Source organism: Pseudomonas sp. URIL14HWK12:I5, from assembly GCF_900176445.1.
GTDB lineage: Bacteria > Pseudomonadota > Gammaproteobacteria > Pseudomonadales > Pseudomonadaceae > Aquipseudomonas > Aquipseudomonas monteilii.
Genome location: NZ_FWXQ01000006.1, coordinates 61,734 through 85,355 on the forward strand (window position 1 = coordinate 61,734; position 23,622 = coordinate 85,355).

At 62.2% G+C, this 23,622-nt stretch carries 29 protein-coding genes and 1 pseudogene; 17 read left to right on the forward strand and 13 right to left on the reverse strand.

The window, feature by feature from the left end:
- Positions 1-9 precede the first annotated feature (9 nt).
- Entirely contained in the window at positions 10-399 is a 390-nt protein-coding gene (locus B9A31_RS15060) for an NUDIX domain-containing protein (protein ID WP_050545243.1), read from the reverse strand.
- Positions 400-703: 304 nt separating this feature from the next.
- Between B9A31_RS15060 and B9A31_RS15065 the strand changes: the two genes are divergently transcribed.
- The 4 genes and pseudogenes from B9A31_RS15065 to B9A31_RS15080 all read left to right on the forward strand — a co-directional run bounded on the left by B9A31_RS15065 (position 704) and on the right by B9A31_RS15080 (position 3,448).
- On the forward strand, positions 704-1,957 hold the full coding sequence (locus tag B9A31_RS15065) for a zinc-dependent alcohol dehydrogenase (protein WP_016714206.1): 1,254 nt from the start codon (positions 704-706) through the stop codon (positions 1,955-1,957).
- A pseudogene (locus B9A31_RS15070) lies at positions 1,954-2,301 on the forward strand (short-chain dehydrogenase); the annotation flags it as partial. The gene B9A31_RS15065 and the pseudogene B9A31_RS15070, both read left to right, overlap by 4 nt.
- Positions 2,302-2,656: 355 nt before the next feature.
- Entirely contained in the window at positions 2,657-3,121 is a 465-nt protein-coding gene (locus B9A31_RS15075) for a hemerythrin domain-containing protein (RefSeq protein WP_019098240.1), read from the forward strand.
- A 78-nt stretch (positions 3,122-3,199) separates the two neighbouring features.
- Positions 3,200-3,448 carry a hypothetical protein gene (locus tag B9A31_RS15080; RefSeq protein WP_080578119.1) on the forward strand — a complete coding sequence of 83 codons (249 nt, stop codon included), beginning with the start codon at positions 3,200-3,202 and terminating at the stop codon, positions 3,446-3,448.
- Positions 3,449-3,493: 45 nt separating this feature from the next.
- On the opposite strand, the gene xth is transcribed toward B9A31_RS15080, so the two are convergent.
- Together xth and B9A31_RS15090 are read right to left on the reverse strand one after the other, a co-directional pair.
- Positions 3,494-4,291, reverse strand: coding sequence for an exodeoxyribonuclease III (gene xth, locus B9A31_RS15085; protein WP_016714209.1), 798 nt, complete (start codon positions 4,289-4,291; stop codon positions 3,494-3,496).
- Positions 4,288-4,530: a hypothetical protein gene (locus tag B9A31_RS15090; protein WP_016714210.1), complete on the reverse strand. Its 243-nt coding sequence runs from the start codon at positions 4,528-4,530 to the stop codon at positions 4,288-4,290. The genes xth and B9A31_RS15090 overlap by 4 nt, the downstream gene beginning before the upstream one ends.
- 166 nt (positions 4,531-4,696) lie before the next feature.
- On the opposite strand from B9A31_RS15090, the gene B9A31_RS15095 reads away from it, so the two are divergent.
- Complete coding sequence (locus tag B9A31_RS15095; RefSeq protein ID WP_019098239.1) at positions 4,697-5,236, forward strand: type 1 glutamine amidotransferase domain-containing protein; 540 nt, start codon at positions 4,697-4,699, stop codon at positions 5,234-5,236.
- 144 nt (positions 5,237-5,380) lie between these two features.
- On the opposite strand, the gene B9A31_RS15100 is transcribed toward B9A31_RS15095, so the two are convergent.
- Both B9A31_RS15100 and B9A31_RS15105 read right to left on the reverse strand, forming a co-directional pair.
- Entirely contained in the window at positions 5,381-5,551 is a 171-nt protein-coding gene (locus B9A31_RS15100) for a DUF6021 family protein (protein WP_256576239.1), read from the reverse strand.
- Positions 5,552-5,633: 82 nt separating this feature from the next.
- The gene (locus B9A31_RS15105) at positions 5,634-6,014 is read right to left on the reverse strand and encodes a low affinity iron permease family protein (RefSeq protein ID WP_019098237.1); all 381 of its coding nucleotides are present in this window, start codon (positions 6,012-6,014) and stop codon (positions 5,634-5,636) included.
- A gap of 165 nt (positions 6,015-6,179) precedes the next feature.
- On the opposite strand from B9A31_RS15105, the gene B9A31_RS15110 reads away from it, so the two are divergent.
- The 5 genes from B9A31_RS15110 to B9A31_RS15130 are packed head-to-tail and all read left to right on the forward strand — an operon-like array spanning position 6,180 to position 10,484.
- Positions 6,180-7,100 carry a DUF72 domain-containing protein gene (locus tag B9A31_RS15110; RefSeq protein WP_033694580.1) on the forward strand — a complete coding sequence of 307 codons (921 nt, stop codon included), beginning with the start codon at positions 6,180-6,182 and terminating at the stop codon, positions 7,098-7,100.
- Positions 7,097-7,870: an endonuclease/exonuclease/phosphatase family protein gene (locus B9A31_RS15115; RefSeq protein ID WP_084297103.1), complete on the forward strand. Its 774-nt coding sequence runs from the start codon at positions 7,097-7,099 to the stop codon at positions 7,868-7,870. The genes B9A31_RS15110 and B9A31_RS15115 overlap by 4 nt, the downstream gene beginning before the upstream one ends.
- Positions 7,867-9,069, forward strand: coding sequence for a cardiolipin synthase ClsB (gene clsB, locus B9A31_RS15120; protein ID WP_019098234.1), 1,203 nt, complete (start codon positions 7,867-7,869; stop codon positions 9,067-9,069). The genes B9A31_RS15115 and clsB overlap by 4 nt, the downstream gene beginning before the upstream one ends.
- Complete coding sequence (locus B9A31_RS15125) at positions 9,069-10,028, forward strand: lysylphosphatidylglycerol synthase domain-containing protein (RefSeq protein WP_016714217.1); 960 nt, start codon at positions 9,069-9,071, stop codon at positions 10,026-10,028. Before clsB ends, B9A31_RS15125 begins: the two co-directional genes overlap by 1 nt.
- Positions 10,029-10,055: 27 nt before the next feature.
- The gene (locus tag B9A31_RS15130) at positions 10,056-10,484 is read left to right on the forward strand and encodes a hypothetical protein (protein WP_084297104.1); all 429 of its coding nucleotides are present in this window, start codon (positions 10,056-10,058) and stop codon (positions 10,482-10,484) included.
- A 97-nt stretch (positions 10,485-10,581) separates the two neighbouring features.
- Here the strand turns inward: B9A31_RS15130 and B9A31_RS15135 are convergent, their stop codons facing one another.
- Both B9A31_RS15135 and B9A31_RS15140 read right to left on the reverse strand, forming a co-directional pair.
- The gene (locus B9A31_RS15135; RefSeq protein ID WP_019098231.1) at positions 10,582-10,812 is read right to left on the reverse strand and encodes a metallothionein; all 231 of its coding nucleotides are present in this window, start codon (positions 10,810-10,812) and stop codon (positions 10,582-10,584) included.
- Entirely contained in the window at positions 10,809-11,270 is a 462-nt protein-coding gene (locus B9A31_RS15140) for a phosphotransferase system, HPr-related protein (RefSeq protein WP_084297105.1), read from the reverse strand. The genes B9A31_RS15135 and B9A31_RS15140 overlap by 4 nt, the downstream gene beginning before the upstream one ends.
- 153 nt (positions 11,271-11,423) lie before the next feature.
- On the opposite strand from B9A31_RS15140, the gene ligD reads away from it, so the two are divergent.
- From ligD to B9A31_RS15165, 5 genes are read left to right on the forward strand one after another with little or no spacing between them, the layout of a single operon-like run.
- The gene (gene ligD, locus B9A31_RS15145) at positions 11,424-13,892 is read left to right on the forward strand and encodes a DNA ligase D (RefSeq protein ID WP_084297106.1); all 2,469 of its coding nucleotides are present in this window, start codon (positions 11,424-11,426) and stop codon (positions 13,890-13,892) included.
- Positions 13,889-14,914, forward strand: coding sequence for an acyl-CoA dehydrogenase family protein (locus B9A31_RS15150; RefSeq protein ID WP_084297107.1), 1,026 nt, complete (start codon positions 13,889-13,891; stop codon positions 14,912-14,914). The genes ligD and B9A31_RS15150 overlap by 4 nt, the downstream gene beginning before the upstream one ends.
- Positions 14,911-15,681, forward strand: coding sequence for a PIG-L deacetylase family protein (locus tag B9A31_RS15155; RefSeq protein WP_025753110.1), 771 nt, complete (start codon positions 14,911-14,913; stop codon positions 15,679-15,681). Before B9A31_RS15150 ends, B9A31_RS15155 begins: the two co-directional genes overlap by 4 nt.
- The gene (locus B9A31_RS15160) at positions 15,678-16,277 is read left to right on the forward strand and encodes a class I SAM-dependent methyltransferase (RefSeq protein ID WP_019098226.1); all 600 of its coding nucleotides are present in this window, start codon (positions 15,678-15,680) and stop codon (positions 16,275-16,277) included. The genes B9A31_RS15155 and B9A31_RS15160 overlap by 4 nt, the downstream gene beginning before the upstream one ends.
- Positions 16,274-16,936 (forward strand): glycosyltransferase family 2 protein, encoded by a 663-nt coding sequence (locus tag B9A31_RS15165; RefSeq protein WP_019098225.1) that lies wholly within the window; start codon positions 16,274-16,276, stop codon positions 16,934-16,936. Before B9A31_RS15160 ends, B9A31_RS15165 begins: the two co-directional genes overlap by 4 nt.
- Before the next feature lies 1 nt (position 16,937).
- On the opposite strand, the gene B9A31_RS15170 is transcribed toward B9A31_RS15165, so the two are convergent.
- From B9A31_RS15170 to B9A31_RS15190, 6 genes are all read right to left on the reverse strand, one after another.
- Positions 16,938-17,774, reverse strand: coding sequence for a non-homologous end joining protein Ku (locus tag B9A31_RS15170; RefSeq protein WP_019098224.1), 837 nt, complete (start codon positions 17,772-17,774; stop codon positions 16,938-16,940).
- Between the two features lie 9 nt (positions 17,775-17,783).
- Positions 17,784-17,921, reverse strand: coding sequence for a PSPA7_2676 family Cys-rich small protein (locus B9A31_RS27640; protein ID WP_280516791.1), 138 nt, complete (start codon positions 17,919-17,921; stop codon positions 17,784-17,786).
- Positions 17,922-18,041: 120 nt separating this feature from the next.
- Complete coding sequence (locus tag B9A31_RS15175; RefSeq protein ID WP_025753114.1) at positions 18,042-19,148, reverse strand: carboxylate-amine ligase; 1,107 nt, start codon at positions 19,146-19,148, stop codon at positions 18,042-18,044.
- A 7-nt stretch (positions 19,149-19,155) separates the two neighbouring features.
- Complete coding sequence (locus B9A31_RS15180) at positions 19,156-20,109, reverse strand: methyltransferase (RefSeq protein ID WP_084297108.1); 954 nt, start codon at positions 20,107-20,109, stop codon at positions 19,156-19,158.
- Positions 20,109-21,434, reverse strand: coding sequence for an iron-containing redox enzyme family protein (locus B9A31_RS15185; RefSeq protein ID WP_084297109.1), 1,326 nt, complete (start codon positions 21,432-21,434; stop codon positions 20,109-20,111). Before B9A31_RS15185 ends, B9A31_RS15180 begins: the two co-directional genes overlap by 1 nt.
- 14 nt (positions 21,435-21,448) lie before the next feature.
- The gene (locus B9A31_RS15190; protein ID WP_016714230.1) at positions 21,449-21,634 is read right to left on the reverse strand and encodes a hypothetical protein; all 186 of its coding nucleotides are present in this window, start codon (positions 21,632-21,634) and stop codon (positions 21,449-21,451) included.
- A 212-nt stretch (positions 21,635-21,846) separates the two neighbouring features.
- Here B9A31_RS15190 and B9A31_RS15195 point away from each other — a divergent pair, with 212 nt between their 5' ends.
- The gene (locus B9A31_RS15195; protein ID WP_027609003.1) at positions 21,847-22,347 is read left to right on the forward strand and encodes a DUF4142 domain-containing protein; all 501 of its coding nucleotides are present in this window, start codon (positions 21,847-21,849) and stop codon (positions 22,345-22,347) included.
- A 72-nt stretch (positions 22,348-22,419) separates the two neighbouring features.
- The gene (locus B9A31_RS15200; RefSeq protein WP_019096419.1) at positions 22,420-23,517 is read left to right on the forward strand and encodes a mechanosensitive ion channel family protein; all 1,098 of its coding nucleotides are present in this window, start codon (positions 22,420-22,422) and stop codon (positions 23,515-23,517) included.
- Positions 23,518-23,622: the final 105 nt, after the last annotated feature.

The following is a 23,622-nucleotide window of genomic DNA, read 5'->3' on the forward strand; positions in this document are numbered from 1 at the left end:
TTGGGATGATCAGGCGCAGCGTTTCAGGAGGGTCTTGATCGGGCGCCTTACTCGGCGCTTCGCCACATCCCTGGCCTTGATCCAACGGCAAGCCTCGATCTCGTTTCGAGGGCGTGGCTTATCGTCGGCCTTTCGGGCTTCGAACAGATAATGGATGACCTTGTCCTCCCGGAACATCGTGAGGTAACGAAGCTCGTCGAACGCGAGGCCAGTTTCCTCGGCCATCTCCCGCATAGCCGCCTCAAGCGGCGTTTCGTCTCGCTCGACACGGCCACCCGGCAGGTTCCACTTGGCCTTGCGCTTGCGAACGAACAAAACCTCACCATCCTTGCGGTAGATGATGGTGGCGCGCAGCTTGATGCCTTTGCGTTTCGCTGTTGCAGTGTCCATTGCCTTCATGCGCTGCCCTTGAAGTTGGCCGGTCTGGATCCGGCAGGGTCCTTGCCGAGCGTAAATCGCCCGTGTGTCCGTTAGATGACCGACATAACGGTGGCAATGTTCAAGTTAAATCCCGATAAACGCCTGCGTGGCGCCGGTTCGGGACAACCCGGGCCGGACTTCTCTAGCGGTTCTGTCGTCCCGCGTTGTTTTCGGGTACGCAGCAAACCAGTACCGCCTGACGTGTTGGTCTGAACTTTACTGTCCGCCGTGGCTTCCCCTGCATACCGATAACGGAAATACGCGGCTGCAGGAGCTGACTTTCATGAGAGCACTGACTTACCACGGAGCAAACGACGTCAGGGTCGACAACGTTCCTGATCCCATCATCGAGCAAGACGACGACATCATCCTCAGGGTCACCGCCACAGCCATTTGCGGCTCCGACCTACACCTCTACCGAGGCAAAATTCCTGAAACCGAAGCTGGCGATATCTTCGGCCATGAATTCATGGGCATCGTAGAGGACACTGGAAATGCAGTCACCAATCTCCAGGTCGGCGACCGCGTAGTGATTCCTTTCGTAATCGCTTGCGGCAGTTGCTTCTTCTGCCAGCACGACCTGTTTGCTGCCTGCGAAACCACCAACACGGGGCGGGGCGCGATCATCAACAAGAAGCGCATTCCCCCGGGCGCAGCGCTGTTCGGATACAGCCATCTCTATGGCGGTATCCCAGGCGGCCAAGCGGACTACGTCAGGGTGCCCAAGGGCAACATTGGCCCGTTCAAAGTGCCCACCGAGCTGGCCGATGACAAGGTACTGTTTCTCTCTGACATCCTGCCGACCGCTTGGCAGGCCGTCATCAATGCCGAAATAGGCCAAGGGTCGTCGGTGGCGATCTACGGCGCCGGGCCGGTGGGTTTGCTGAGCGCCGCCTGTGCGCGAATGCTCGGCGCTCAGACCATCTTCATGGTCGATGACAACGATTACCGCTTGGTCTACGCCCGCGAAGCTTACGGGGTCATACCGATCAATTTCGAGCAGGACGACGATCCAGCCGACAGCATCATCCGGCAGACGCCAGGCATGCGCGGAGTCGATGCGGTAATCGACGCGGTCGGTTTCGAGGCCAAGGGCAGCACTGCCGAAACGGTAATGACGGCCCTGAAGATTGAAGGCAGCAGTGGCAAAGCATTGCGCCAGAGCATTGCTGCCGTGCGGCGTGGCGGCGTCGTGAGTGTGCCCGGTGTGTACGCGGGCTTCATTCACGGGTTCATGTTCGGCGACGCGTTCGACAAGGGCCTTACCTTCAAGATGGGCCAGACCCATGTTCAGAAATACCTACCTGAACTGCTGGAACACATCGAAGCAGGACGTCTACAACCGGAATTGATCGTCACTCACCGCCTGGCCCTCGAAGAAGCAGCCATGGGCTACAAGATGTTCGATCAGAAGCAGGAAAACTGCCGCAAGGTCATCCTCGTGCCAGGCGCTGCACCCGGCACTCAGGGCCCACTTCCGACGAATACAGCGAAGGCTGACAGTTCTGAGCGCCACTTACAGGGGTTTTCAACATGATCGATCAAGCGACAGGCATGAAATCAGGCGAACGCTATCGCGTGGAAAACGTGGAGCGCGCTCATCAGTTTCCAGGCTTCTTCCAGGACGGGAAGTATTATCTCGGCCCTGAGCTTCTCACCGCCGTGGGCTGGCTTGAAGGTACCCGCTTCATCTACGACAGCCTGGATGCCGCAGGTGAACCCGTTTTTCCAAACCGGGAGGCAGGCACGGTCGAAGGGCTGACGTTGACTCTGGTCGATGGCACCACGCTTGAGCTATCACGGATCGAGGCCAGTGACACCATTGTCCCAGTTGCCCCCGGTGCATCGGGTACGGAACGAGAAGTGCCTGATAGTGGCGCTTGGATAAATCGCAGTCCCAAAGCCAAAGAATCATCGGGGGCCCTCTTTGAGCCTTCGAATGGCAGGAGGGGTATCGACGGAGGCTGGAGGAAGCCAAAAAACATAACGCCACTGCTGATCGGCGCAGCGGCGCTGGGAATCCTTGTGGGTTTCACACTCACACATTCACGACGCAGGGATAGCTAGAGGAGGTCTGCGTACCGAGGAATGAGCGTGGTCTCATTGCGAGGTCACGTTCGCTTCTTCGGCGAGCGCGCCTGAGGGGGATGCCAGCCATCTTAAGCATTGAACCGTTTCTTTCTGCGTGTACTCCACCACGAGCAGGTTCTTGATTTAATCCGTGACGAGGAACGCCATGAACGCTATCGACTTACTGATCCAGGACCACAAGCTCGTGAAGAAGCTGCTCGAAGAGCTGTCGACCACTACCGAGCGCGCAGTGAAGAAACGGGCCGAGTTACTCCACAGGATCGAGCAAGAGTTGCAGATCCACACCGCGCTCGAGGAAGAAATACTCTACCCGGCCATCAAGCAAGCGGGTGGCAAGGAAGAAGCGAAGATGTACTACGAGGCCAAGGAAGAACACCGCACTGTCGACGCCCTCGTCTTACCCGACCTCCTGCATACCGACACAGGTACCGTCGAATTCGCGGGGCGGGTCAAGGTCATGAAAGAGTTGCTGGAGCATCACATCGAGGAAGAGGAAGGCGAGCTCTTCCCTACCGCGAAGAAGCTGCTCAGCAAGGACACCCTCGAGGAGCTTGGGCAAACCATGGAAATGCAGAAAAAGATGCTCAAGAGCGAGCAGCAAGCAGCTTAGTCAAGCGATCACCTGCCAGCGCTCAGGCCGCTGGCAGGTAATCAGCTTCACATACCCCACCATCAGTCGGAAGGTGTCATGGATTATTGGATTGGGTTACTTGAATGGCCTGCGATGTTGATGACCGTGCTGGCAGCGTGGTGCATCGGTTCGCGCCGTCCGGGGCGGAGGAAGGCAGGTTTCTGCTGCTTTATTGCAAGCAACGTATTGTGGGCCGTGTGGGGCTGGCAAGCAGAAGCGTGGGCATTGATTATCCTTCAATTCTGTCTCTGCGCCATGAATCTGCGAGGGTGGCGAAAAAATACACAACTGGAAGCGACGGCGTGACCACACTTATGCTATGGGCAGGGATAAGCGGAAGGTCGTGCCCCTCTAGCATTGCTTTCGACGCCCGCTCAACTGGATCCAGACCGGCGCATGATCACTGGCCTTGGCTTCGTTGCGCACCCAGGCATCCACGCCCGCCCGCTTCAAGTAAGGGCTGAGACTGGGGTTGAGCAGCAGATGATCAATGCGCAGCCCGGCATTGCGCGCCCAATGATTGCGAAAATAGTCCCAGAATGTGTAGATGCGCTGCTCGGGATACAGGTGACGCACAGCATCGACCCAGCCCTGCGCCAGCAATTGTTCGAAACACGCCCGCGATTCAGGTTGCAGCAGCGCGTCCTTGAGCCATGAGCGCGGGTTATAGATGTCCAGATCGGTGGGCACCACATTGAAATCGCCCGCCAACACCGCAGGATGGTGGCTGCCCTGCAGTGTTTGGGCATGCTTGATCAGGCACTGGAACCAGCGCAGTTTGTAATCGAACTTGGGGCCGGGTTGCGGGTTGCCATTGGGCAGGTAAAGGCAGCTCACCAGTACACCGTGCACCGCAGCTTCCAGATAGCGGCTCTGCTCATCGTCCTGCATGCCGGGCAGCCCGCGCCGTACCTCCAGCGGCTCACTATCGCGCGCCAGGATCGCCACGCCATTCCAGGAGGGTTGCCCCTGATACAGGCAGCCATAACCTGCCGCTTCGATGGCTTGGCGAGGAAATTGCTGATCGGCCGCCTTTAGTTCCTGCAAACACGCAATGTCCGGCTGCTCCCGCTCCAGCCAGGCCAACAGCGCGGGCAGGCGGCTGCGGATGCCATTGATATTGAAGGTGGCGATCTTCAGCGCTTTCATGCGTCAGGGTCACTCACGTGAGCCTGCACGGCATCTTCCAGTGCCCGAATATGTGCCTCGTCGGCCAGTGCCTTCAGCGCCAACCAGTCATCCCAGTCAATGGCACCATCGTCCCGCAGCGCCTCGGCGGTGCGAACCAGTTCATGGTAGTAGGCGTCCGGCGATTCGCGCCGGTAGCTGATGTCGTCGTACTGCGCGTACCAGGCTTCAAGTTCAGGAATGCTGCGTTCGATGCTCATGACGGCCGCCTCGTTCTATCTCTGCTAGTGAGAGCTCAAGCCCCGCGCAATGTTCAACTGCAACGGTCAGCCGGTCAGCCTCCCTACCGCTGAAGCAGTGCATTGGAACTTCGCACCCCTTCCGAGACGTCCCACATTCACACATGACGAAAACGGAGATTGAACGATGACTGCAAAACTGAGTGGCAAGCGCGTAGCCTTTCTGGTCACCGATGGCTTCGAGCAAGTGGAGTTGACCGGACCTCGTGAAGCCTTGCAGGAAACTGGGGCCGTGATCGATATACTGAGTGACAAGGAAGGCACTGTCCGCGGCTGGAACCATGACAAGCCGGCCGACGAGTTTGCGGTGGACGCGACGTTCGACAGCGCCCACCTCGACCTCTACGATGCCATCGTGCTACCGGGTGGGGTACAGAATTCCGACACCATCCGGCTGATACCGGGCGCCCAGAAACTGGTCAAAAGCCACAACTCGGCCAGCAAGCCGCTGGCGGTAATCTGCCACGGCGCCTGGCTGCTGGTATCGAGTGGACTGGCCAAGGGCAAACGGATGACCAGTTACAAGACGTTGCAGGATGACATTCGCAATGCAGGTGGCCACTGGGTAGATGAAGAGGTAGTGGTGGACGGCAACCTGATCACCAGCCGCAAGCCGGATGATATCCCCGCCTTCAGCGAGCAACTGATCAAAGCCCTTGCTGGCTAGCTGCCTGACCCGTGAACTGGCAAACACCTGGTTTGCCAGTTCAACAAACCAGCGCCGTTTGCGCCGGCATGGCAGGCATGTCGAGCTGTGGAAGACGCGCCGGGCAACAGATGGATGCGTGCGGCAGGCCTTCGTCCACGGTAGTCAGGCGTACGCTTTCTTTTCCACGTCTCTGGGTGGTTTCGCGGGGCCTTGGGGGTCCACTTGAGGGTCGTCCAGATCCGGAGAGTCCGGGTCGAAACCCAAGTCCTGATCAGTTGTTGCATGATCGGAAGAATGGGGGCCTTTCTGCTGCTGATCGTCGGGTTTGTTCATCAACTGGTCTCCGAAGTGTGAGTTTTTCACCGTCATGGTCTTGCCCCTTTCTGAACAACGCCATGGCGTGTGCTTGAACGCGTCAATGAGAGTCCTCCCAGTCTGGCCCCGCTTCGTCGTGCTCCCCCAGTTGCTGGTATCGCTTTCGAAGCGCATGGAGTTCAGCTGGCCCCATGTCTTCAAGGTCGAGCAACGCCTTGTGCGCCCGTTGGGTAGTGCGCAACAGTTCGTCAAGTTTGATGTGCAATTCGTCGCTCTCACGGTTTTGGGTGTTCTGGATCAGGAACACCATCAGGAACGTGATGATCGTAGTCGACGTATTGATGACCAACTGCCACGTGTCGTTGAAATGAAACAAGGGCCCGCTTACACCCCAGGCAATGATCAGCATCAAGGCAATAATGAAGGTCAACGGCCGCCCGCTATGGTTGGCTAGCCATTGTGCAAACCGATCAAACTTCATGGCTGAGCCTCCTTCATGGTGTACCTCAGTGAAACCCACGCATCCGGTGGAGGATTGCAATACCGGTAAAGTTCCCTTTTTGCATGGCCATCCACTCGTCAATCCCACTGAACAATCCAGTCCCGGTACCTGTCGCTACTGTTACGTACAGGAGCGCAGGGACTTATGGTGAGCGAGATTCGCATCGGAATTTCCGGTTGGCGCTATGGCCCATGGCGCAAGGACTTCTACCCCGAGGGGCTGCGCCAGGACGACGAGCTGGCGTTTGCCTCGCGGGCAGTCAACAGCATCGAAATCAACGGTTCGTTCTACGCACTGCAAACGCCCGAGCGCTATGGCAAGTGGCGTGACGAGACACCGGAGGGGTTCGTATTCTCCGTCAAGGCGCCGCGCTACATCACCCACGTACGCAGGCTCCGCGAAATCGACGAGGCGCTTGCCAACTTCTTCGCATCGGGCCCCTTGCTGCTGGGTGACAAGCTGGGCCCCTTCCTGTGGCAGTTTCCCCCGAACCTGAAATTCGACGCGCAGCGCTTCAGCGACTTTCTGGCCAAGCTGCCACGCGACCGCAAAGCCGCCCGCAGCCTTGCGCGACACGCCGCCGAACGCCTGCAAGGCAACGGCGGCACTGCCGTGCCGGGTAATGCGCGCCTTCGCCACGCCGTGGAAATCCGCCACCCCAGCTTCCTCTGCGACACCTTCATCAATCTGCTACGCAGGCACAAGGTTGCCCTGGTGGTCGCCGACAGCGCGGGCAAATGGCCCTATGTCGAAGAGCTCACGGCCGATTTCGTGTACCTGCGCCTGCATGGCGATGTCGAACTGTACAGCAGCGGCTACACGGCCAGGGCGCTGCGCCGCTGGCGCCTGCGCATCCAGGCCTGGGCGGCGGGCAGCCAGCCTGAGGATGCTCAGCGTGTGGTGCGCCGCGCCCCGGCAAAACGCACTTCCCGTGATGTCTACTGCTACTTCGACAACGACCAGAAAGTCCACGCCCCCTACGATGCCCGCCGCCTGCTGGACAAGCTAGGCCTTGACGGCGAGCTGGTGACCGAACCAGGCGTCGAGCCGCAGGAGCCGCTATGAACCCGACACTGCCCGCCCCCCGCTGCATCATCGACAAGGTGACCGCCGTACATCACCTGACGGTACTGACCCTCAACGTGCACAAAGGCTTCACCCTGTTCAACCGCCGCTTCATTTTGCCGGAGCTGCGCGAGGCGGTACGCTCGACCGGCGCCGACCTGGTGTTTCTTCAGGAGGTGCATGGCAGTCATCAACACCATGCCGAGCGCCATCCCACGTGGCCACAGACACCTCAGTACGAATTCCTCGCCGACAGCATGTGGCCGCAATTCGCCTATGGCCGCAATGCGGTCTACCCCCATGGCGACCATGGCAACGCCCTGCTGTCCAAGTTCCCCATCCGTGCCCATGACAACCTGGATGTTTCGGTCCATGGCAACGAAGAACGGGGCCTGCTGCATTGCCAGCTGGAAGTGCCGGGCCATGAACAGGTGCACACAGTCTGCGTACACCTGGGCCTGCGTGAAGCGCATCGTCAGCGTCAGGTCGGCCTGCTCCTGGCATTGCTGGACAGCCTGCCGCCGGATGAGCCGGTCATCGTCGCCGGCGACTTCAACGACTGGCGCCTGAAAGCAGATGCGAGGCTGTCGGGCCACCTGGCGGAGGCTTTCGGCAAACCGGCGCGCAGCTTTCCCGCGCGCTTGCCAATGCTGCGGCTGGACCGCATCTACCTGCGTAACGCACAAGCTTGCGAAGCACGGGTGTTGTCCAGATACCCGTGGTCCCACCTCTCCGATCATGCCCCGCTGGTGGCGCAGGTGACACTATGAAGCTGCCTTGGTGCGACGGCAACCGCGTCGAGTTGCTGATAAACGGCGAGCAGTATTACCCCCGCGTATTCGAGGCCATGGCCCAGGCACGCGAGGAAATCCTCCTGGAAACCTTCATCATCTACGATGACAAAGTCGGCCAACCCTTGCGCCACGCCCTGATCGATGCCGCGCGGCGCGGGGTGCGGGTCGAGGTGGCGGTGGACGGCTACGGCACCGCCGACCTGCCTGACGATTTCATCTCGTCGATGACCGAGGCCGGGGTGCGTTTCCATTCGTTCGATCCGCAACCACGGCTGGTAGGCATGCGCACCAACCTGTTTCGCCGCTTGCACCGCAAGATCCTGGTGATCGACGGGCAACGCGCCTTCATCGGCGGCATCAATTACAGTGCCGACCACCTGGGTGACTTCGGCCCACAGGCCAAGCAGGACTATGCCGTGGAGGTCGTCGGCCCGGTGGTGGCCCAGGTGCATGCTTCTTCCTGCCGCATGCTCGCACCGGTGCTGGATGCCTCCAGCAGGGTTCAGGCGGGCGGCATCGCTTCAGGCCCGGCCAGCGCCGTGCTGGTGGAGCGCGACAACCAGCGCCATCGCAACGATATCGAAGCCTGCTACCTGCAGGCTTTCCGTGAAGCAAGGCATCGTATCGTCGTAGCCAACGCCTACTTCTTCCCGGGCTACCGCTTGCTGCGCGAACTGCGCAACGCCGCCAGGCGCGGGGTCGAGGTGACGCTGATCCTCCAGGGGCAACCGGACATGCGCTGGGTGCGTGCGCTCTCGCGGCTGCTCTACAACTACCTGTTGCGCGACGACGTGCGCATCCATGAGTACTGCCAGCGGCCGCTTCATGGCAAGGTTGCGTTGGTGGACAACGACTGGACCACCGTGGGCTCAAGCAACCTCGACCCACTGAGTCTGTCGTTCAACCTTGAGGCCAACCTGCTGATTCAAGACCCCGCGTTCAACGAACAACTGTACCAGCACTTGACCGAACTGAGCCGGGAGCACTGCAAGACCGTGACACTGGAGCGCATGGTGCGCGGCTACTGGTGGCGTGCCCCGCTGATCTTTCTGGGCTTCCACATCACGCGCTATTTCCCGCGGATCGCCGGCTGGTTTCCGGCACACCGGCAGCGCCTGCAGTCGCTGCAAGCCGACGGCGAGGCCCCCGCCGACTACCACGGGGGCAAGACCTGATGGCCACTTCACGCTGGAAGACCTGGGGCAAGCGCTTGCTGACCGTGCTGTTCCTGGTATTGATACCCGCGCTGCTGTTCACCCTGGCGCGTAACCTGGACTGGAACGAAGTCCGCCAGTCGCTGCTGGCGTACCGGCCCTCGACCCTGGCCTTGGGGTTACTGCTGGCCCTTTGCAGCTACCTGGTATTCGCCAGTTACGACCTGCTCGCCCGCGCCTACACCGGCCACCGCCTGCCGGCCCGGCAGGTGCTGCCGGTAGCGTTCGTCTGCTATGCATTCAACCTTAACTTCACCACCTGGGTCGGTGGCGTTGCCCTGCGTTATCGCCTGTACAGCCGGCTGGGCCTGGATACCCCAACCATCACCCGCATCCTCACCTTGGGGCTGTTGACCAACTGGATGGGCTACCTGCTGCTGGCCGGCACGGTATTCGCCCTGGGCTTTGTCAAACTGCCGGAAAGCTGGGCGGTGGGTGCCAGCGGCCTGCGCCTGATCGGCGTATTGATGGTGGCGGTAGCGTTGGCTTACCTGTGCGCCTGTGCCTTCGCCACGCGGCGCACCTGGGCGCTGCGCGGGCACGAAGTCACCCTGCCGAGCCTGCGTATGGCGCTCTGCCAAGTGGCACTGGGCGCTAGCAACTGGGCGCTGATGGCAGCGCTTATTGACCTGCTGTTGCCGCCCGAGCTGTTCTATCCCTCGGTGCTGGGTGTGTTGCTGATCAGTTGCGTCGCCGGGGTGGTCGCTCACATTCCCGCCGGGCTCGGCGTACTGGAAGCCGTATTCCTGGCGCTGCTCCATGGCCAGCTAGGGCAAGGCACCCTGGTTGCCGCACTGCTCGGCTATCGGACGTTGTACTACCTGATCCCGCTGCTATTGGCCGTGGTGACCTACCTGATCCTCGAAAAGCGTGCCAAGGCCTTGCGCAGGCAGGCCGGGGCAGCCCTCGACAAGCGCTGACGGGCCCTGGTGCCCGGGAGGTATATCATGCGGTTCGCTCTGTATATGGCAATGCTGGGCACCCTTGGCAGCGGGCAGGTGTTGGCCGAAGGTTGCGACGTGGTCACCCGCTCATCCAGCGAGGCGGTCAAACCGTTGCAGCAACACACCTGTTACAGCTACAGCAACACGCCCGCTGAGGCGATTGCCTGGTCGTGCAGCAACGAAAGCAAGCAGATGTTGAACACCGAGAAGCGTCGGGTGGAGCGTTGCCCCGACGGCAGCGTTGGCAGCTGTATCGCGCCACTGACGCAGGAGACACTGGCCAACCCCGATGCCGCTGGACGGGATGAACCTGCCACCCGCCCTGCACTACCCAAGGATGCGCGGATCATCACTTACTACTACCACACCCCTAGCCTGGGCCAGGCACGCAGCGATTGCGAGCGCAACAACGGTGTCTGGCAGACCCATTGAGGGCGTAACCCAAACCAGATGCGTGACGGGTGAGGTTCCACATGATCTAAATGACGTCCTGTCGCTCTCCCGTCTCACATCTGTAAGCCACTGGGCCTCATGGCGAAATCGGATCGCTCGCCGGGAATGTTTCATCCAATGCATTATCGACATTGGACTCTTTCGACTCAGCCAACTCACCACACTTGCAGTCGCTCATACGACAGGGCTCGCCGTTACGATGGCCCGTCGCACAGGCTTCGCAGCAGTAGGCCTTGCCATCCTGGACCACAGCATTGGCATCCACGGTGCAAGAACAATGGGTGCAGGAACAGCGTTGCTCGTTCATCTCGGCTCTCTCCCTTCGTCATCGGGTACCACGTCATCGGTCCACGGCTCGCCGTCCAGCGGCGCCGAGCGGGCCAGTTCGGCCTCGTCCAGGCCGAAACCGCCACCGATCTCGTGGGCCTCCACCTGGCGCAAGGCCTTGTCCGCCGGGCCGCCACTGCCAGGCTCATCCGGATCGCGGGCACCGGTCTCATCGAACAACGTATCCGGGCTCAGGTCATCGAGGGTGACATTGTCCTCGTGCAGGGTGTCGCTCAACGCCTCGCCGCCGGTCATGCCGCTTTCGGCGACACGCCGGGGCGGGTAATCCTCGGCAAGCTCCCGCGCCGGACGCTCGTCGCCGACACGCCCCTGGCGCTCATCACGGCGCTCGCTGAAATCCAGCTCGTGGACGCTGCCCATGCGGTCCTCGATGTCGTCGATCTCAATGGGCGGTCTTGGGTCATTGGGTGTGGACATGAACGGTCTCCGTTAGTGGGCTTCACTCGGTCGACCCTCCCCAGCGGCAAATGATTCAGAGTTTCTGCCAGCCCCGTCCCGCGTTTTTTTTGAACTCCTCGCTGCGCCGCCACCTCCCAATCCTGAGACCCGCAAACCCTTCCGGAGCCCGTCATGGCCAAGCCCCTGCAGGAGTACCAGCGCAAGCGCGACTTCAATGCCACGCCCGAGCCGGCTGGCAAACGCGCCCGCCCCCGCTCGGCCCATGCGCTGCAGTACTGCATCCAGAAGCACGATGCCAGCCACCTGCATTACGATTTTCGCCTGGAGCTCGACGGCACCCTCAAGAGCTGGGCCATCCCCAAGGGCCCCTCGCTGGATCCCAAGGTCCGGCGCCTGGCAGTGCATGTGGAGGATCATCCGCTGGACTACGCCAACTTCGAAGGCCGCATCCCTGAAGGCCACTACGGCGCCGGCGATGTGATCGTCTGGGATCGGGGTGTCTGGGAGCCCGAGGGCGATCCACGCGAAGCCTATGCAAAGGGCAAGCTGCGCTTTCGCCTGCAGGGCGAGAAGCTGTCGGGGGTCTGGAACCTGTTCCGCACTCACCTGGCAGGCAAGAAAGAGCAGTGGATGCTGGTCAAGTCCCATGACGGGCAGGCGCGCAGTGAAACGGACTACAGGATTGTCGAGGCCCTGCCGGACAGCGTGCTGAGCGAACGTACCCTGCCCCCGCGCAGCCCGGGCAAGGCGACCACCGTCAGGCACAAGCGGAAAACCGACCCCAAAGCCCTGCCGGATGCGCTCCAGCCGCAACTGGCCACGTTGGTCGCTTCCCCGCCAAGCGGCGATTGGCGCTACGAAGTCAAGTTCGACGGCTACCGCATCCTGGCGCGTATCGACGGTGACGATATACGCCTGTTTACCCGTAATGGCCACGACTGGAGTGCGAAGATGCCCCGGCAGGTCGAGGCGCTCAAGGCCCTGGGGCTCGACTCGGCATGGCTGGACGGCGAGATGGTAGTGGTCGACGACAACGGCGTGGCCGACTTCCAGGCCTTGCAGAATGCCTTCGACACCGAGCATGACGAGCGTATCACCTACTACCTGTTCGACCTGCCCTGGCTGGGCGGTGAGGACCTGCGAGCACTGCCGCTGCAACAGCGCCGTGCAACCCTCGCCCGGTTGCTGGAAGGCCATGCGTCGCAGGTAATCAGGTATTCCGCCGATTTTAAGGAGCCCGTCGCGTCATTGCTCGACAGCGCCTGCCGGCTGGAACTCGAAGGTTTGATCGGTAAACGTGCCGACAGCCCCTACGTTGGCCGGCGCAGTAGCGACTGGGTCAAGCTCAAGTGCAAGCAGCGTCAGGAATTCGTGATCGTCGGCTACACCGACCCCAAAGGCAGCCGCAACGGCTTCGGCGCCCTGCTGCTCGCCCTTCACGACCACGGCAGCGGCCCGTTGCGCTATGCCGGCAAGGTCGGCACCGGTTTCAGCGCGGCCACCCTGGATAGCATTCACGCCCGCCTCAAGCCGTTGCAGACAGACAAATCGCCTTTGCCCAAACCACCCACCGGTGCCGAAGCCCGCGGCGTGCATTGGCTCAAGCCACAGCTACTGGCAGAAGTCGCCTATGCCCAGATGACCCGCGAAGGCATCGTTCGCCACTCGGTGTTCCACGGCCTGCGTGACGACAAACCTGCCACCGCCATCGACCTGGAGCGAGCAATGCCCACCAAGCGCGCAGTACAGACAGAACCCGAGAACCTGGGCACCCTGCGCCTGACCCACCCCGACCGCGTGGTAGACGCAACCACGGGTGCCACCAAGCGCGAGGTCGCCCAGTACTACGCTCAGGTCGCCGACTGGCTGCTGCCACAGCTCAAGGACCGGCCTGTAGCCCTTGTGCGGGCACCGGATGGTCTGGACGGCGAGCTGTTCTTCCAGAAAAACGCCGGCCAGCTGAATATTCCCAACGTGCTCAGCTACAACAAGGCCCAGGCCGGCCAGGCAGCCATGGTGCTCAACCGCGCCGACAGCCTGATGGGCGCGGTGCAGATGAACACGCTTGAACTGCACACCTGGAATGCCACCACCAAGGATTTCGATAAACCCGACCGCTTTGTCCTCGACCTGGACCCTGACCCGGCGCTGCCCTGGAAAGCCATGCTCGAGGCCACCCAGCTGACCCTTACCCTGCTCGACGAACTAGGCCTGAAGGTATTTCTGAAGACCAGCGGCGGCAAGGGCATGCACCTCGTCGTACCGTTGACCCGACGCGCTGGCTGGGACGAGGTGAAAGACTTCAGCCATGCCTTGGTCAACCACATGGCCGGGCTGTTCCCTGACCGTCTCAGCGCCGTGTCCGGGCCGAAGAACCGGGTCGGGCGGATCTTCATCGACTACCTGCGTAACGGCAAGGGTGCCACCACCGCCGCCGCCTACTCGCTGCGGGCCCGCGAGGGCCTGCCGGTGTCGGTACCGATCTGGCGTGAGGAACTGAACCAGCTCAAGGGTGCCAACCAGTGGAACATCGGCAACCTTCACACGCGGCTCTCACAGGTCGAAGACCCATGGGCCGAAATGGGCAAGACCCGCCAGTCGATCACGTTGCGTATGCGCAAGCAGTTGGGTATTGCATGATGGAACTGACCCACTTCGATTCGTTGTTACACCGCTTTGCTCATCGTTCGCAGACTATCGAACGCGACGCTTCGCCAATAGAACTGATGCAGGCCCTGCAGGCCGAACGGCTCGACGTGCTCCCGTTACCCGGCCAGGGTTGCACGCTTGAACGCTGGCGCGCCCTGGCGCGGGTCGCCGGTTGCGACCTAAGCTTGGCCAAACTTTATGAAGGCCATACCGACGCCCTGGCAATCCTCGCCGAATGCGGTGCCGCCCAGCATGCCTCCAACGGCATTTGGGGCGTGTGGGCCGCCGAGCCGCCGGATGCCCGGGCATACATCGTCGAGCGGGACGGTGAACGCGTACGCCTGCAAGGCCGCAAGGCTTGGTGTTCGGGCGCGTTGCAGATCGACCGTGCCCTGCTGACTGCCTGGGAAGACGACCAGCCTCAGTTGGTGGCCATCGAATTGCCCCATCCCAGCCAGCGCATCCTGGCCGAGCATTGGCAGGCCGTAGGCATGGCCGCCACCAGCAGCGTTGTGATCGAATTCGAGGGCTCGCCAGGGCTGGCCATCGGTTCGCCAGGCCAGTACCTATCACGTCCTGGCTTCTGGCAAGGCGGCGCGGGTATCGCCGCTTGCTGGTATGGCGCCGCCGAGGCCCTGGCCGGCTACCTTCACGAACAGTGCCGCAAACCCCGGCGCGACCCGCATGCCGATGCGCATCTGGGCGCAGTCGATGCAGCCTTGTACGGTGCCCGCGCAGCCTTGCACGAATGCGCCACGTGGATCGACCTCCACCCTCAGAACGACGCCAGCTTCCAGGTGCGGCGCACCCGCGCCCAAGTCGAGCAGGCGGTCGAGCAGGTCATTCAGCATGCCGGCCGGGCGCTCGGTGCCACGCCGTTCTGTTGCAGCAGCCATTTCGCCCGGCTCAGTGCCGACCTGCCGGTATACATACGCCAGAGCCACGCCGAACGCGACCTGGCCGAGTTGGGCCGGCAACTGACCGGCATGCCGGCGGGAGCATGGCAACTATGAGCCAGAACTTGATACGGGCTGCGCAAGGCACACCATGGAGCGCCTGGCAGCATTCTGCTCAGTTGGCCCGCGCCAGCTGGACGCTGCCCGAGCAGTTGTGCCCACCTGGAAGGCGCCTGGTACTGCTGGCTCCGCACCCGGACGACGAAATCCTCATGGCCGGCGGGCTGCTGGCCAGTTTCAAGGGACGAGAACAGGACGTGCTGCTTGTTTCTGCCACCAATGGCGAGGGCAGCCACCCGCATTCCTCACAATGGCCAGAGCGCCGCCTGCGCCATCAGCGCCCACTGGAAAGCCGTCATGCCCTGCAATTGCTTGGGTTGGATCTCACCCGCCTCGACTGGCGACGACTCAACCTCAAGGATGGCGCGCTGCCCCACGATGAAGCCTTCCTGGTCAACCACCTGAACCAGTTGCTCAAACCTGGCGACCTGCTGCTGACCACTTGGCGCGGCGACGGCCATTGCGACCACGAAGCAGCAGGTCGCGCCTGTGCCCAGGCGGCCCAGGCCAGGCGTGTACAACTCGCAGAGGCCCCGGTCTGGGCCTGGCACTGGGCAAGCCCCGATGACCCGCGCCTGCCCTGGCCCCGGGCTCACCGCCTGCAGCTGTGCGATGAGCATCTGGCGCTCAAGCGCCAAGCCCTTGCCGCCCATGCCAGCCAGTTGCAGCCCGATGGTGATCGCCCCCCGGTTGTGCCAGAACAGCTGCAGGCTTGTCTGTTGCAACCATTCGAGCTGATCTTTCTGTCAACGGAGGCAACATGAGCCTGGACGCACAGTACTTCGCCGACTTGTACGCCGGCAGCGATGACCCCTGGGCCTTTCGTACCCGTTGGTACGAGCGGCGCAAGCGCGAGCTGACCCTGGCCAGCCTGCCGCGCCAATGCTATGAGCGCGTATTCGAGCCGGCCTGCGCCAACGGCGAGCTGAGCATCCTGCTGGCCGAACGCTGCGCCAGCCTGTCGTGCCAGGACATCGACGCGACAGCCGTGGCCCTGGCCCGTCAGCGGCTTGCAGGTGTGAGCCACGCCCATGTCGAACAGGGCCACCTGCCGGGCGACTGGCCGGGCGGTCAGTTTGACCTGATCGTGCTCAGTGAGATCGGCTACTACCTGGACCCCACCGACTGGTTGCAGGTGATCGAGCAGTCGGTGGCCAGCCTGGCGTATGACGGTGGTTTGCTGGCCTGCCACTGGCGCCATCCCATCGCCGGTTGCCCGCAGGATGGCCGCGAGGTGCATGCCCTGCTCGCCCGGCATCTGCCACTTTATCCACTGCTGCGCCACGAGGAGGCAGACTTCCTGCTCGAATATTGGTCGTGTCAGCCCAGCGTGGTGGACCTTGACGAGACCTGCCCATGATCGCCGTCATCATCCCCGCCCACAACGAAGCCCGTCGCCTCGGGCACTGCCTGGCCGCCGTCAAGCTAGCTGTGGCGCAAGCCAAAGCGGCGGGCTTGGCAGTGGAGGTCCTGGTGGTGCTCGACCGCTGTGTCGACGCCAGCGCGCGCATCGCCCGCCGCCATGGCGTGCATACCCTGGAACTGGAGGCCGGCAACGTCGGCATCGCCCGGCGCCTGGGCGCAGCGTGGATGATCGAGCGCGGCGCCCAGTGGCTGGCCTTCACCGACGCCGACAGTCGCGTGCCCAGGCATTGGCTGGTGTCACAGCTGCAATGGCACGCGGACGCGGTGTGCGGCACGGTGCACATCGAACGCTGGCAGCCGTGGCAGAACGCAGCGTTACGCCAGTTGTATCGCAGCCATTATCAGGCCCGTGAAGGGCATCGGCATATCCATGGCGCCAACCTCGGCGTATGCGCCAAGGCCTACGAGCGTGTGGGCGGCTTCCAGCCGTTGCCGGCGCATGAAGATGTGCAACTGGTCCTGGCCCTTGAAGCCAGCGGCGCACAGATCGTCTGGACCGCGGCGCACAGCGTGGCCACCAGCAGCCGGGTGGACAGCCGCGCGCGGCAGGGCTTCGGGGATTATCTCTCCGGGCTGGAGGGGCAGCTACCGTAGCTCAAGAGGCCTTGCGTGGCCGCTTGGCCACCGGTTTCTTTGTCTTGGTCTTGCCACCGAGGCTGCGTTTGAGCAGTTCGGTGAGGTCGATGATGTCGGCGCCCTTCTCCGCCGCCGCGCCTTCGCCTTTGTCCACGGTCTCGATCTTGCCTTTGCTGGCCTTCTCCTCCACTAAATCGAGGATGGTCTGGCGAAACGCATCATGGTACTCATCGGGCGTCCATTGCCCGCTCATGTCCTCCACCAGGCGCCGCGCCATCTCCAGCTCACGCTTGTCGACCTTGCTCTCGGTCACGCTCTTGTCCAGTTCCAGCGTCTCCAGCCCGCGCACCTCTTCCGGCCAGCGCAGAGTGATCAATACCAGTGCATCTTCCAGCGGACGCAGCAGGGCCAGGTGCTGGCGGGTGTGCAACACCACGGTGGCCAAGGCCACCTTGCCGGTGCTGTGCAGGGTCTCGCGCAGCAAGGCATAGACCTTGCCGCCACGACGGTCGGGGCTCAGGTAGTAGGGGGTGTCAAACTGTTGCAGCGGAATGTCGCCGGCATCGACGAACGAGAAGATGTCGATGGTCTGGGTCGCCTCGGGCCTGGCCTTGCGGATTTCTTCCTCGCTGATCACCACGTAGCGGCCCTTTTCGTACTCCACCCCTTTGACGATGTGCTCCTTGTCGATGTCCTTGCCGGTCACCTTGTTCACCCGCTTGTAGCCAACCGGCTCCATGCTGCGCTTGTCCAGCCAGTCGAAGTCCACACGCTCGCTGCGCACGGCGGTATTCAGCGAGACGGGGATGTGCACCAAGCCGAAGCTGATCGCGCCTTTCCAGATTGACCGGGCCATGGTCCGCTCCTACACATTTAAAGGTTGACCGGGCTGGCTGTAGCGCAACGCGCCGCAGCGTTCGCAACACTGGCAGTGAAGCCCGGCGACTTCACACACCACCAGGCTGCGCCATTGGCAGCCCCGCAGCAGACAGACGAGTTTCATCAGCCACCTCCCTGACCCTCTTGAGTATCCGGGCCCCTTTCTGAAACTGACTGCGCAGCGCCGCGAAGGTTTATCCGGATTTCCAAGTCAGGCCATCAGGGCAGCGGCTCGCCACCGGCCCTACCGATAGTCGCGCATCACCTGCCCGGTTACTGCGCGCATCGCCTGGCGGTTATCCAGGCCCTGTTCACGGGCCAGCGCGAAGGCTTGGCGCTGGCGATCGGCGCTGCTGCCCTCGCGCAGGATGTGCCGGGCCTGAATGAATGAACGCTCGGCATCGGCGGTGTCAGCCGGGCACTGCTGCTGCAACTGCATCAGCCAGCCCTCGGCGCTGACCGGCTGTTGCTCGTGGACACCGATGAAGGTGGCCAGGCGGCCCTGACGCAGGGCGCGCCAGTAGTTCTCCTGGGTGACCCAGCGCATCTCGCGGCTGGCGGGGTCATCGTGGCGGGCCAGCGCCTGCTCGACCAGGTGGCGAAACAGGCCGGCGACGGCCAGCGCATCTTCCAGCCGCGGGCAGCCATCGCAGATACGCAGCTCGACCGTCGGAAACCGCCGCGAGGGCCTGATCGCCCACCAGAAGTCACCGTCCTCGGCCAGGCTACCGGTCCGTTGCAGCAATGCCCGGTAGCGCTGGTACGCGCTCCAGTCCGGCAAAGGCTCTGGCAGGCCCATGTGCGGCCATTCCCCGCACACTGCGCGGCGGTAGCTCATGTAGCCTGTATCCTCACCGCCCCAATACGCAGACGAGGTACTGAGCGCCAACAACAAGGGCAGCCAGTACAGCACCCGATTGATCACTCGTATCCGATCAATGCCCACCGGTACGCCGACGTGCACGTGCAGACCATTCAACAGGCTGCGCCGGGCCACCAGCTGGTAATCGTCGAACAACTGGCGATAGTGCGCAGTGCCACGGGGACGCTGGCGCAGCCACCGGGCGCTGGGGTGGCTCGCCGCGCCGTACAGGCCGGCGCCCTCCTCGGCCAGCGCCTGGGCCAGGCGCTGACGCCGCTCGCCAAAGAAATCACGCGCCTGATGCAGTGCGTCGAATATGGGCGAAGCGGCCTCTATCTGGCTGTGGAACATTTCCTCGGCGAACCACGGGCCCAGTGCATCCCGACAACAGCGGGCCACGGCGGCTGACGGAGCAGCCATGACCTGCCCGGTGGCCAGCTTCACCAGCAGGTATTCTTCCTCGATGCCAAACGTACATTGCCGCGCCACGACGCTATCAGCCGCGACGGGTGACGGTCAGGGCCACGGCGGCAATGCGCTCGACCTGCTCGTAACCGGGTTCAAGCAATTGCTCACCGAATACATCTGGGTCCAGCTCGCGATAGAACCAACTGAACGCAGGCCCCGCCAGGCGTAACCGCATGGCTTCGAGCAGCGCGTCGCGCCCCTCGACGATGGCGACACCGGTGTAGAGCAGCAGCGTCCCCCCGGGCGACAGGCGCTCAAGGGCTTGCTCGACGATGCGCAGCGACAGCTCGGCACCCAGTGCGCCGCCGCCGTGGCGGTAGGCGCGCTGGCCGGCGTCGAGCATGTACGGCGGGTTGGCGACGATCAGGTCGAACGTACCCGCGATGTCATTGAGCAGGTCACTGCGCTCGACCGAAACATTGGCCACACCGGCCAAGGCGGCATTGATGGCGGTGTAGCGCAATGCCATAGGGTTAATGTCCACTGCGCAAACCTGCGCGTGTTGGGCGGCGCGAGCGATCAGCAACGCCCCTACACCGCTGCCACAGCCGATGTCTACGGCATGCTGCACGCGCTCGGGCGTGCTTCTCAAATGATCGTGTATCAGCTGGGCGAAACGGTAGCTGTCCGGGCCAAAGAACACCGCGTCGCGGCTGTCCGTTGGCCAGGCAGCATGTACCAGCAACAGATCGTCCAGGCTGGACCAGCGCACAGTGCTGCGCCACAGTGCACCTTGGGCCTCCAGCACGCCAGCGAGGCGCAGCTGCTCCAGTTCGTCGGGGCTTAGCAGTGACGCGGCGAATGGCCTACTCCAGCCGAACACATCACGCAAGGTACGCGCCTGCTGCGCATCGTCCCGGGCATTGACCCTGGCTTGGGTCGCCGGCGTCACGCAGGTAAAACGATAGCCGTCGGCACGCAAGCGGTTCCCCAACTGCAGCAAGGCCTCATCGGCACGGATCTGGTCTTGGTCGAGCAGCATCAATGAAGCCCTCCGTTCATCAAACCGGTGGCCTGGATGAACGCATGAGTGGCGTGCAGGCCCTGAGGGGTGGCGTGCCGATTGCCGGCCATTGCATCGATTAGCGCAGGTATGTCCGGTACCTGGGATGCGATGGGGACTTTATCGTCCAGTTGCAAGGCATGTTCCCATTGCCCTGGCGGCACCCGACGGATTCCGGTGCCTTGCCAGGAGCCGGCGATCCAGTCATGCCAGAGTTGCTTTTCATAGGCATCGAACACACCGAACATGGCTGCGGTCGGGCCCTCGATCAGCGACCAGAAGCGGCTTTGCCCAGGATCGCTGTCACGCTTGATCCAGCCTTGAGCCTGTAATGCTTCAAGAAACCCGGGCATCGCGCCGGGCTCAGCAAGCCACTGGTTGATGGTGCGTCCTTGCAGGCGACAGCGGTCCGAATGCATGCACTGCCCGTAGATGCGCTTGCGTTCCAATGTACTTAGCAACTCCGCATGCAGGTCGAACGAGGCGATCAACGAGGGCGTGTCTATACCCAGGTCATTAAGCCGGTAGCCGTGTCTCACGCGTTCATAGAACGCCGGCCCCTGATCCCGTGCCAGCTCGGTGAAGCACTCCACGGCACGCCTCGCGTGGCCGCTGGCGGCATTGTCGATGGTCACGTGCAACTGGAAGTAATGGGCGTCGATACCTAGCTCGGCCAGCTCGTGGGTGGTGATCAGCAGGTGCAAGGGCGGTTGCTCGTAACCCAGGTTGTAACCGACCACTTCCGGCAAGAATCGCTGGCAGTGCTGCCCCAAGGCCAGTTGCAGCGCGCCCTGCAGGTAACGAGCGGGGTCAAGCGGCCGCTCCTGTGAGCAACCCAGACGGCTGAGCAAGCGCTGGTAGATCAGCACGTGATTGCAGCGTGGGTCGCCGTCGCCGAGTTCTTCGAGGAAGGTGCGGATCAGCCCATGGAAGCGCGGGTCCTGCCAATGCCGTAGGGCTCCGTGTAGCCATGCGCCGTCGACCGCTTTGGTCGGCGCGACTTGCTGCAAAAACCACAAGGCATGGGCATGATTGGCAAAAAAACGACGGGGGCCGCCCTGACGCCGTTGTTCCAGATAGGCCGCATGCTCGCTGGCGACACGGCCCGCATGGTTATCGGCCCATTGCGGGATTAGCCCAGGATCATCTGGCAGGTCGTCGGAAAGCGCACGGGCCAGACGCAGTTGCTCCTCCAGCCAGGCCTCGGTGGTGGGCTCCGGGCCCTCAAGTAGCGCTCGATAGCGATGCTCCAGCCCTAAGTTGGCATTGTGAGGCCTTATACCTGCCTTTGTCGTCGCCACCATGCCCTGTACCTCACTCATTGATTCTGCGGTTTGGTGTCAGCTGGAGGGTTAGTTACAGGGTCACTGGGTTGCTGCATCTGAAGTGACGGTTTGCTTGGGTCGGCATCCTTCGCTGGATGATCACTATCGCGGTCGAAGCAACCTCCGAGCAGCGAGAAACTGGCAGTCAACAGCAACATGGCGAACAGGTTGTTTTTCATGATGGCTACTCGTTTTTGTGAAGACCTAAACCAACGAGTCCCACCTGTCCCCCTGAATTCGTTCTGATTACGACATAGCGGATGAGCGGTGCCCCGAAACGCAGATTGCGCCACGGCACCCCTGTTTTTCAGAAAAACTAAACCTTCACCCACTCCTGCGGTTCAACCGAGTGCGACATTGAGGTCGCGCCAACAGAACGAAGGAGTGAGACATGAACACACCATTCTTGAAAATCGCCGGAGTTACCCTGTTGATGGGCCTGGCTTCGCTGCAGGTACAGGCAGCGTCTTCGGACGATTTCGTCGATGCGGCCACTGAAGCCGGTATCGCCGAAGTGGTCACCGCCAACCTGGCGCAGGAAAAGAGCCAGAGCGCAGACATCAAGCAATTCGCCCAGCAAATGGTCACAGACCATACCAAAGCCAACCAGGAACTCGGTGATATCGCCCGCAAGCTGGACATCAGCGTGCCCGACGAAGCGGCGCTGACCGACAAGGTCAAGAAGATGATCCTCGAATGGCGCGACGAGTCGTTCGACCGGTCATACGTCAATAACCAGGTCGACGCGCACGAGAAGGCCGTGGAACTGTTCAAGAAAGAGGCCGCCTCCTCCGACAAGCCGGAGCTCAAGGCCTTCGCCAGCGACAAGCTGCCAACGCTGCAACACCATCTGGAACAGGCCAAGGCGCTGCAAGCCACCCACGGCAAGTAACCCACACGTCACCGCGCAATCCCAGGGGCCGCCCTGCGGCCCTGCCATGAGCCATCTGGAGGTGGGCTCCCCATGAATGATCGAATCATCGAACTGTTCACCGACACCACATTCTTTGGCATTTCCATTCTCAACTTGCTGGTAGCGCTGTGCGTTGCCGTGCTGACGTTCGTGGTTGCCAGAGCTGTCATCGGCCTCTTGATGCGCCGGGTGCAGCGCTGGTCCGAACATGACGGGGCAATGAGCCAGGTGCTGGCCAAGGTACTGGCCGGCACCAGCAACAGCCTGCTGATGCTTGCTTCGCTGCTGGTGGGTTTGAGCATGCTGGACCTGCCCGAGCGCTGGTTGGGCCGGGTCAGTAGCTTGTGGTTCGTGGTCGCTGCCCTGCAGATCGGCCTCTGGGTCAATCGCGCCATCGCGCTGGGCCTGACCCGCTACTTCAGCCGGCACAGCGCCGACGGCCTTTACCAAGGCAGTGCGCTGGCCACGCTTTCGGCCTGGGGCGCACGGGTGCTGCTGTGGTCGGTGGTGTTGCTGGCCATGCTGTCCAATTTGGGCGTCAATATCACCGCCTTCGTGGCCAGCCTGGGTGTGGGCGGGATTGCCGTCGCCCTGGCTGTGCAGAACATCCTGGGTGACCTGTTCGCCTCGTTGTCGATCGCCGTCGACAAGCCGTTCGAGGTCGGTGACTTCATCGTCATCGGGCCGCTGGCCGGTACGGTGGAGCATGTGGGGCTGAAGACCACGCGCATCCGCAGCCTGGGTGGCGAGCAGATCGTCATGGCCAATGCCAGCATGATCAGCAGCACCATCCAGAACTACAAGCGCTTGCAGGAGCGCCGCATCGTATTCGAGTTCGGCTTGTCCTACGACACGCCCACCGAGGCGGTAAAACAGGCACCCGCGATCGTCGAGGAAGCGATCAAGGCCCAGCAGCAGGTGCGTTTCGACCGCGCCCACCTGCGGGGTTTTGGCAAAGAGGCCCTGGAGTTCGAATGCGTCTATATCGTGAAGGACCCGGGCTACAACCTCTATATGGATATCCAGCAGGCAATCAATTTCCACCTGCTCGAGCGCTTCAACAGAATCGGTGCCAAGTTTGCCGTGCCGGTCCGTGCCATCAAGGTCACCGCACTGCCGCAACACCGCGAGCAGCCCCAGGCCCTTTGACCGACAGCGGCACTTTGGCCAGCGTAGCCAGTCCTAACCTTGAACCCGCTCGTCGATTGATCGGTGTCGGGCCTATAATCGCTGCCACTGCTCATTCCCGGTTCG

Coding starts and splice junctions, on each gene's coding strand:
- ligD (WP_084297106.1), top strand. CDS start 11,424: ATGGCCAAGCCCCTGCAGGAGTACCAGCGCAAGCGCGACTTCAATGCC.
- B9A31_RS15165 (WP_019098225.1), top strand. CDS start 16,274: ATGATCGCCGTCATCATCCCCGCCCACAACGAAGCCCGTCGCCTCGGG.
- B9A31_RS15125 (WP_016714217.1), top strand. CDS start 9,069: ATGGCCACTTCACGCTGGAAGACCTGGGGCAAGCGCTTGCTGACCGTG.
- B9A31_RS15185 (WP_084297109.1), bottom strand. CDS start 21,434: ATGGTGGCGACGACAAAGGCAGGTATAAGGCCTCACAATGCCAACTTA.
- B9A31_RS15150 (WP_084297107.1), top strand. CDS start 13,889: ATGATGGAACTGACCCACTTCGATTCGTTGTTACACCGCTTTGCTCAT.
- B9A31_RS15140 (WP_084297105.1), bottom strand. CDS start 11,270: ATGTCCACACCCAATGACCCAAGACCGCCCATTGAGATCGACGACATC.
- B9A31_RS15075 (WP_019098240.1), top strand. CDS start 2,657: ATGAACGCTATCGACTTACTGATCCAGGACCACAAGCTCGTGAAGAAG.
- B9A31_RS15190 (WP_016714230.1), bottom strand. CDS start 21,634: ATGAAAAACAACCTGTTCGCCATGTTGCTGTTGACTGCCAGTTTCTCG.
- B9A31_RS15115 (WP_084297103.1), top strand. CDS start 7,097: ATGAACCCGACACTGCCCGCCCCCCGCTGCATCATCGACAAGGTGACC.
- B9A31_RS15060 (WP_050545243.1), bottom strand. CDS start 399: ATGAAGGCAATGGACACTGCAACAGCGAAACGCAAAGGCATCAAGCTG.
- B9A31_RS15080 (WP_080578119.1), top strand. CDS start 3,200: ATGGATTATTGGATTGGGTTACTTGAATGGCCTGCGATGTTGATGACC.
- B9A31_RS15130 (WP_084297104.1), top strand. CDS start 10,056: ATGCGGTTCGCTCTGTATATGGCAATGCTGGGCACCCTTGGCAGCGGG.
- B9A31_RS15090 (WP_016714210.1), bottom strand. CDS start 4,530: ATGAGCATCGAACGCAGCATTCCTGAACTTGAAGCCTGGTACGCGCAG.
- B9A31_RS15155 (WP_025753110.1), top strand. CDS start 14,911: ATGAGCCAGAACTTGATACGGGCTGCGCAAGGCACACCATGGAGCGCC.
- B9A31_RS15170 (WP_019098224.1), bottom strand. CDS start 17,774: ATGGCCCGGTCAATCTGGAAAGGCGCGATCAGCTTCGGCTTGGTGCAC.
- B9A31_RS15180 (WP_084297108.1), bottom strand. CDS start 20,109: ATGCTGCTCGACCAAGACCAGATCCGTGCCGATGAGGCCTTGCTGCAG.
- B9A31_RS15200 (WP_019096419.1), top strand. CDS start 22,420: ATGAATGATCGAATCATCGAACTGTTCACCGACACCACATTCTTTGGC.
- B9A31_RS27640 (WP_280516791.1), bottom strand. CDS start 17,921: ATGAAACTCGTCTGTCTGCTGCGGGGCTGCCAATGGCGCAGCCTGGTG.
- B9A31_RS15105 (WP_019098237.1), bottom strand. CDS start 6,014: ATGAAGTTTGATCGGTTTGCACAATGGCTAGCCAACCATAGCGGGCGG.
- B9A31_RS15065 (WP_016714206.1), top strand. CDS start 704: ATGAGAGCACTGACTTACCACGGAGCAAACGACGTCAGGGTCGACAAC.
- B9A31_RS15100 (WP_256576239.1), bottom strand. CDS start 5,551: ATGAACAAACCCGACGATCAGCAGCAGAAAGGCCCCCATTCTTCCGAT.
- B9A31_RS15135 (WP_019098231.1), bottom strand. CDS start 10,812: ATGAACGAGCAACGCTGTTCCTGCACCCATTGTTCTTGCACCGTGGAT.
- B9A31_RS15160 (WP_019098226.1), top strand. CDS start 15,678: ATGAGCCTGGACGCACAGTACTTCGCCGACTTGTACGCCGGCAGCGAT.
- clsB (WP_019098234.1), top strand. CDS start 7,867: ATGAAGCTGCCTTGGTGCGACGGCAACCGCGTCGAGTTGCTGATAAAC.
- B9A31_RS15195 (WP_027609003.1), top strand. CDS start 21,847: ATGAACACACCATTCTTGAAAATCGCCGGAGTTACCCTGTTGATGGGC.
- B9A31_RS15110 (WP_033694580.1), top strand. CDS start 6,180: ATGGTGAGCGAGATTCGCATCGGAATTTCCGGTTGGCGCTATGGCCCA.
- B9A31_RS15095 (WP_019098239.1), top strand. CDS start 4,697: ATGACTGCAAAACTGAGTGGCAAGCGCGTAGCCTTTCTGGTCACCGAT.
- xth (WP_016714209.1), bottom strand. CDS start 4,291: ATGAAAGCGCTGAAGATCGCCACCTTCAATATCAATGGCATCCGCAGC.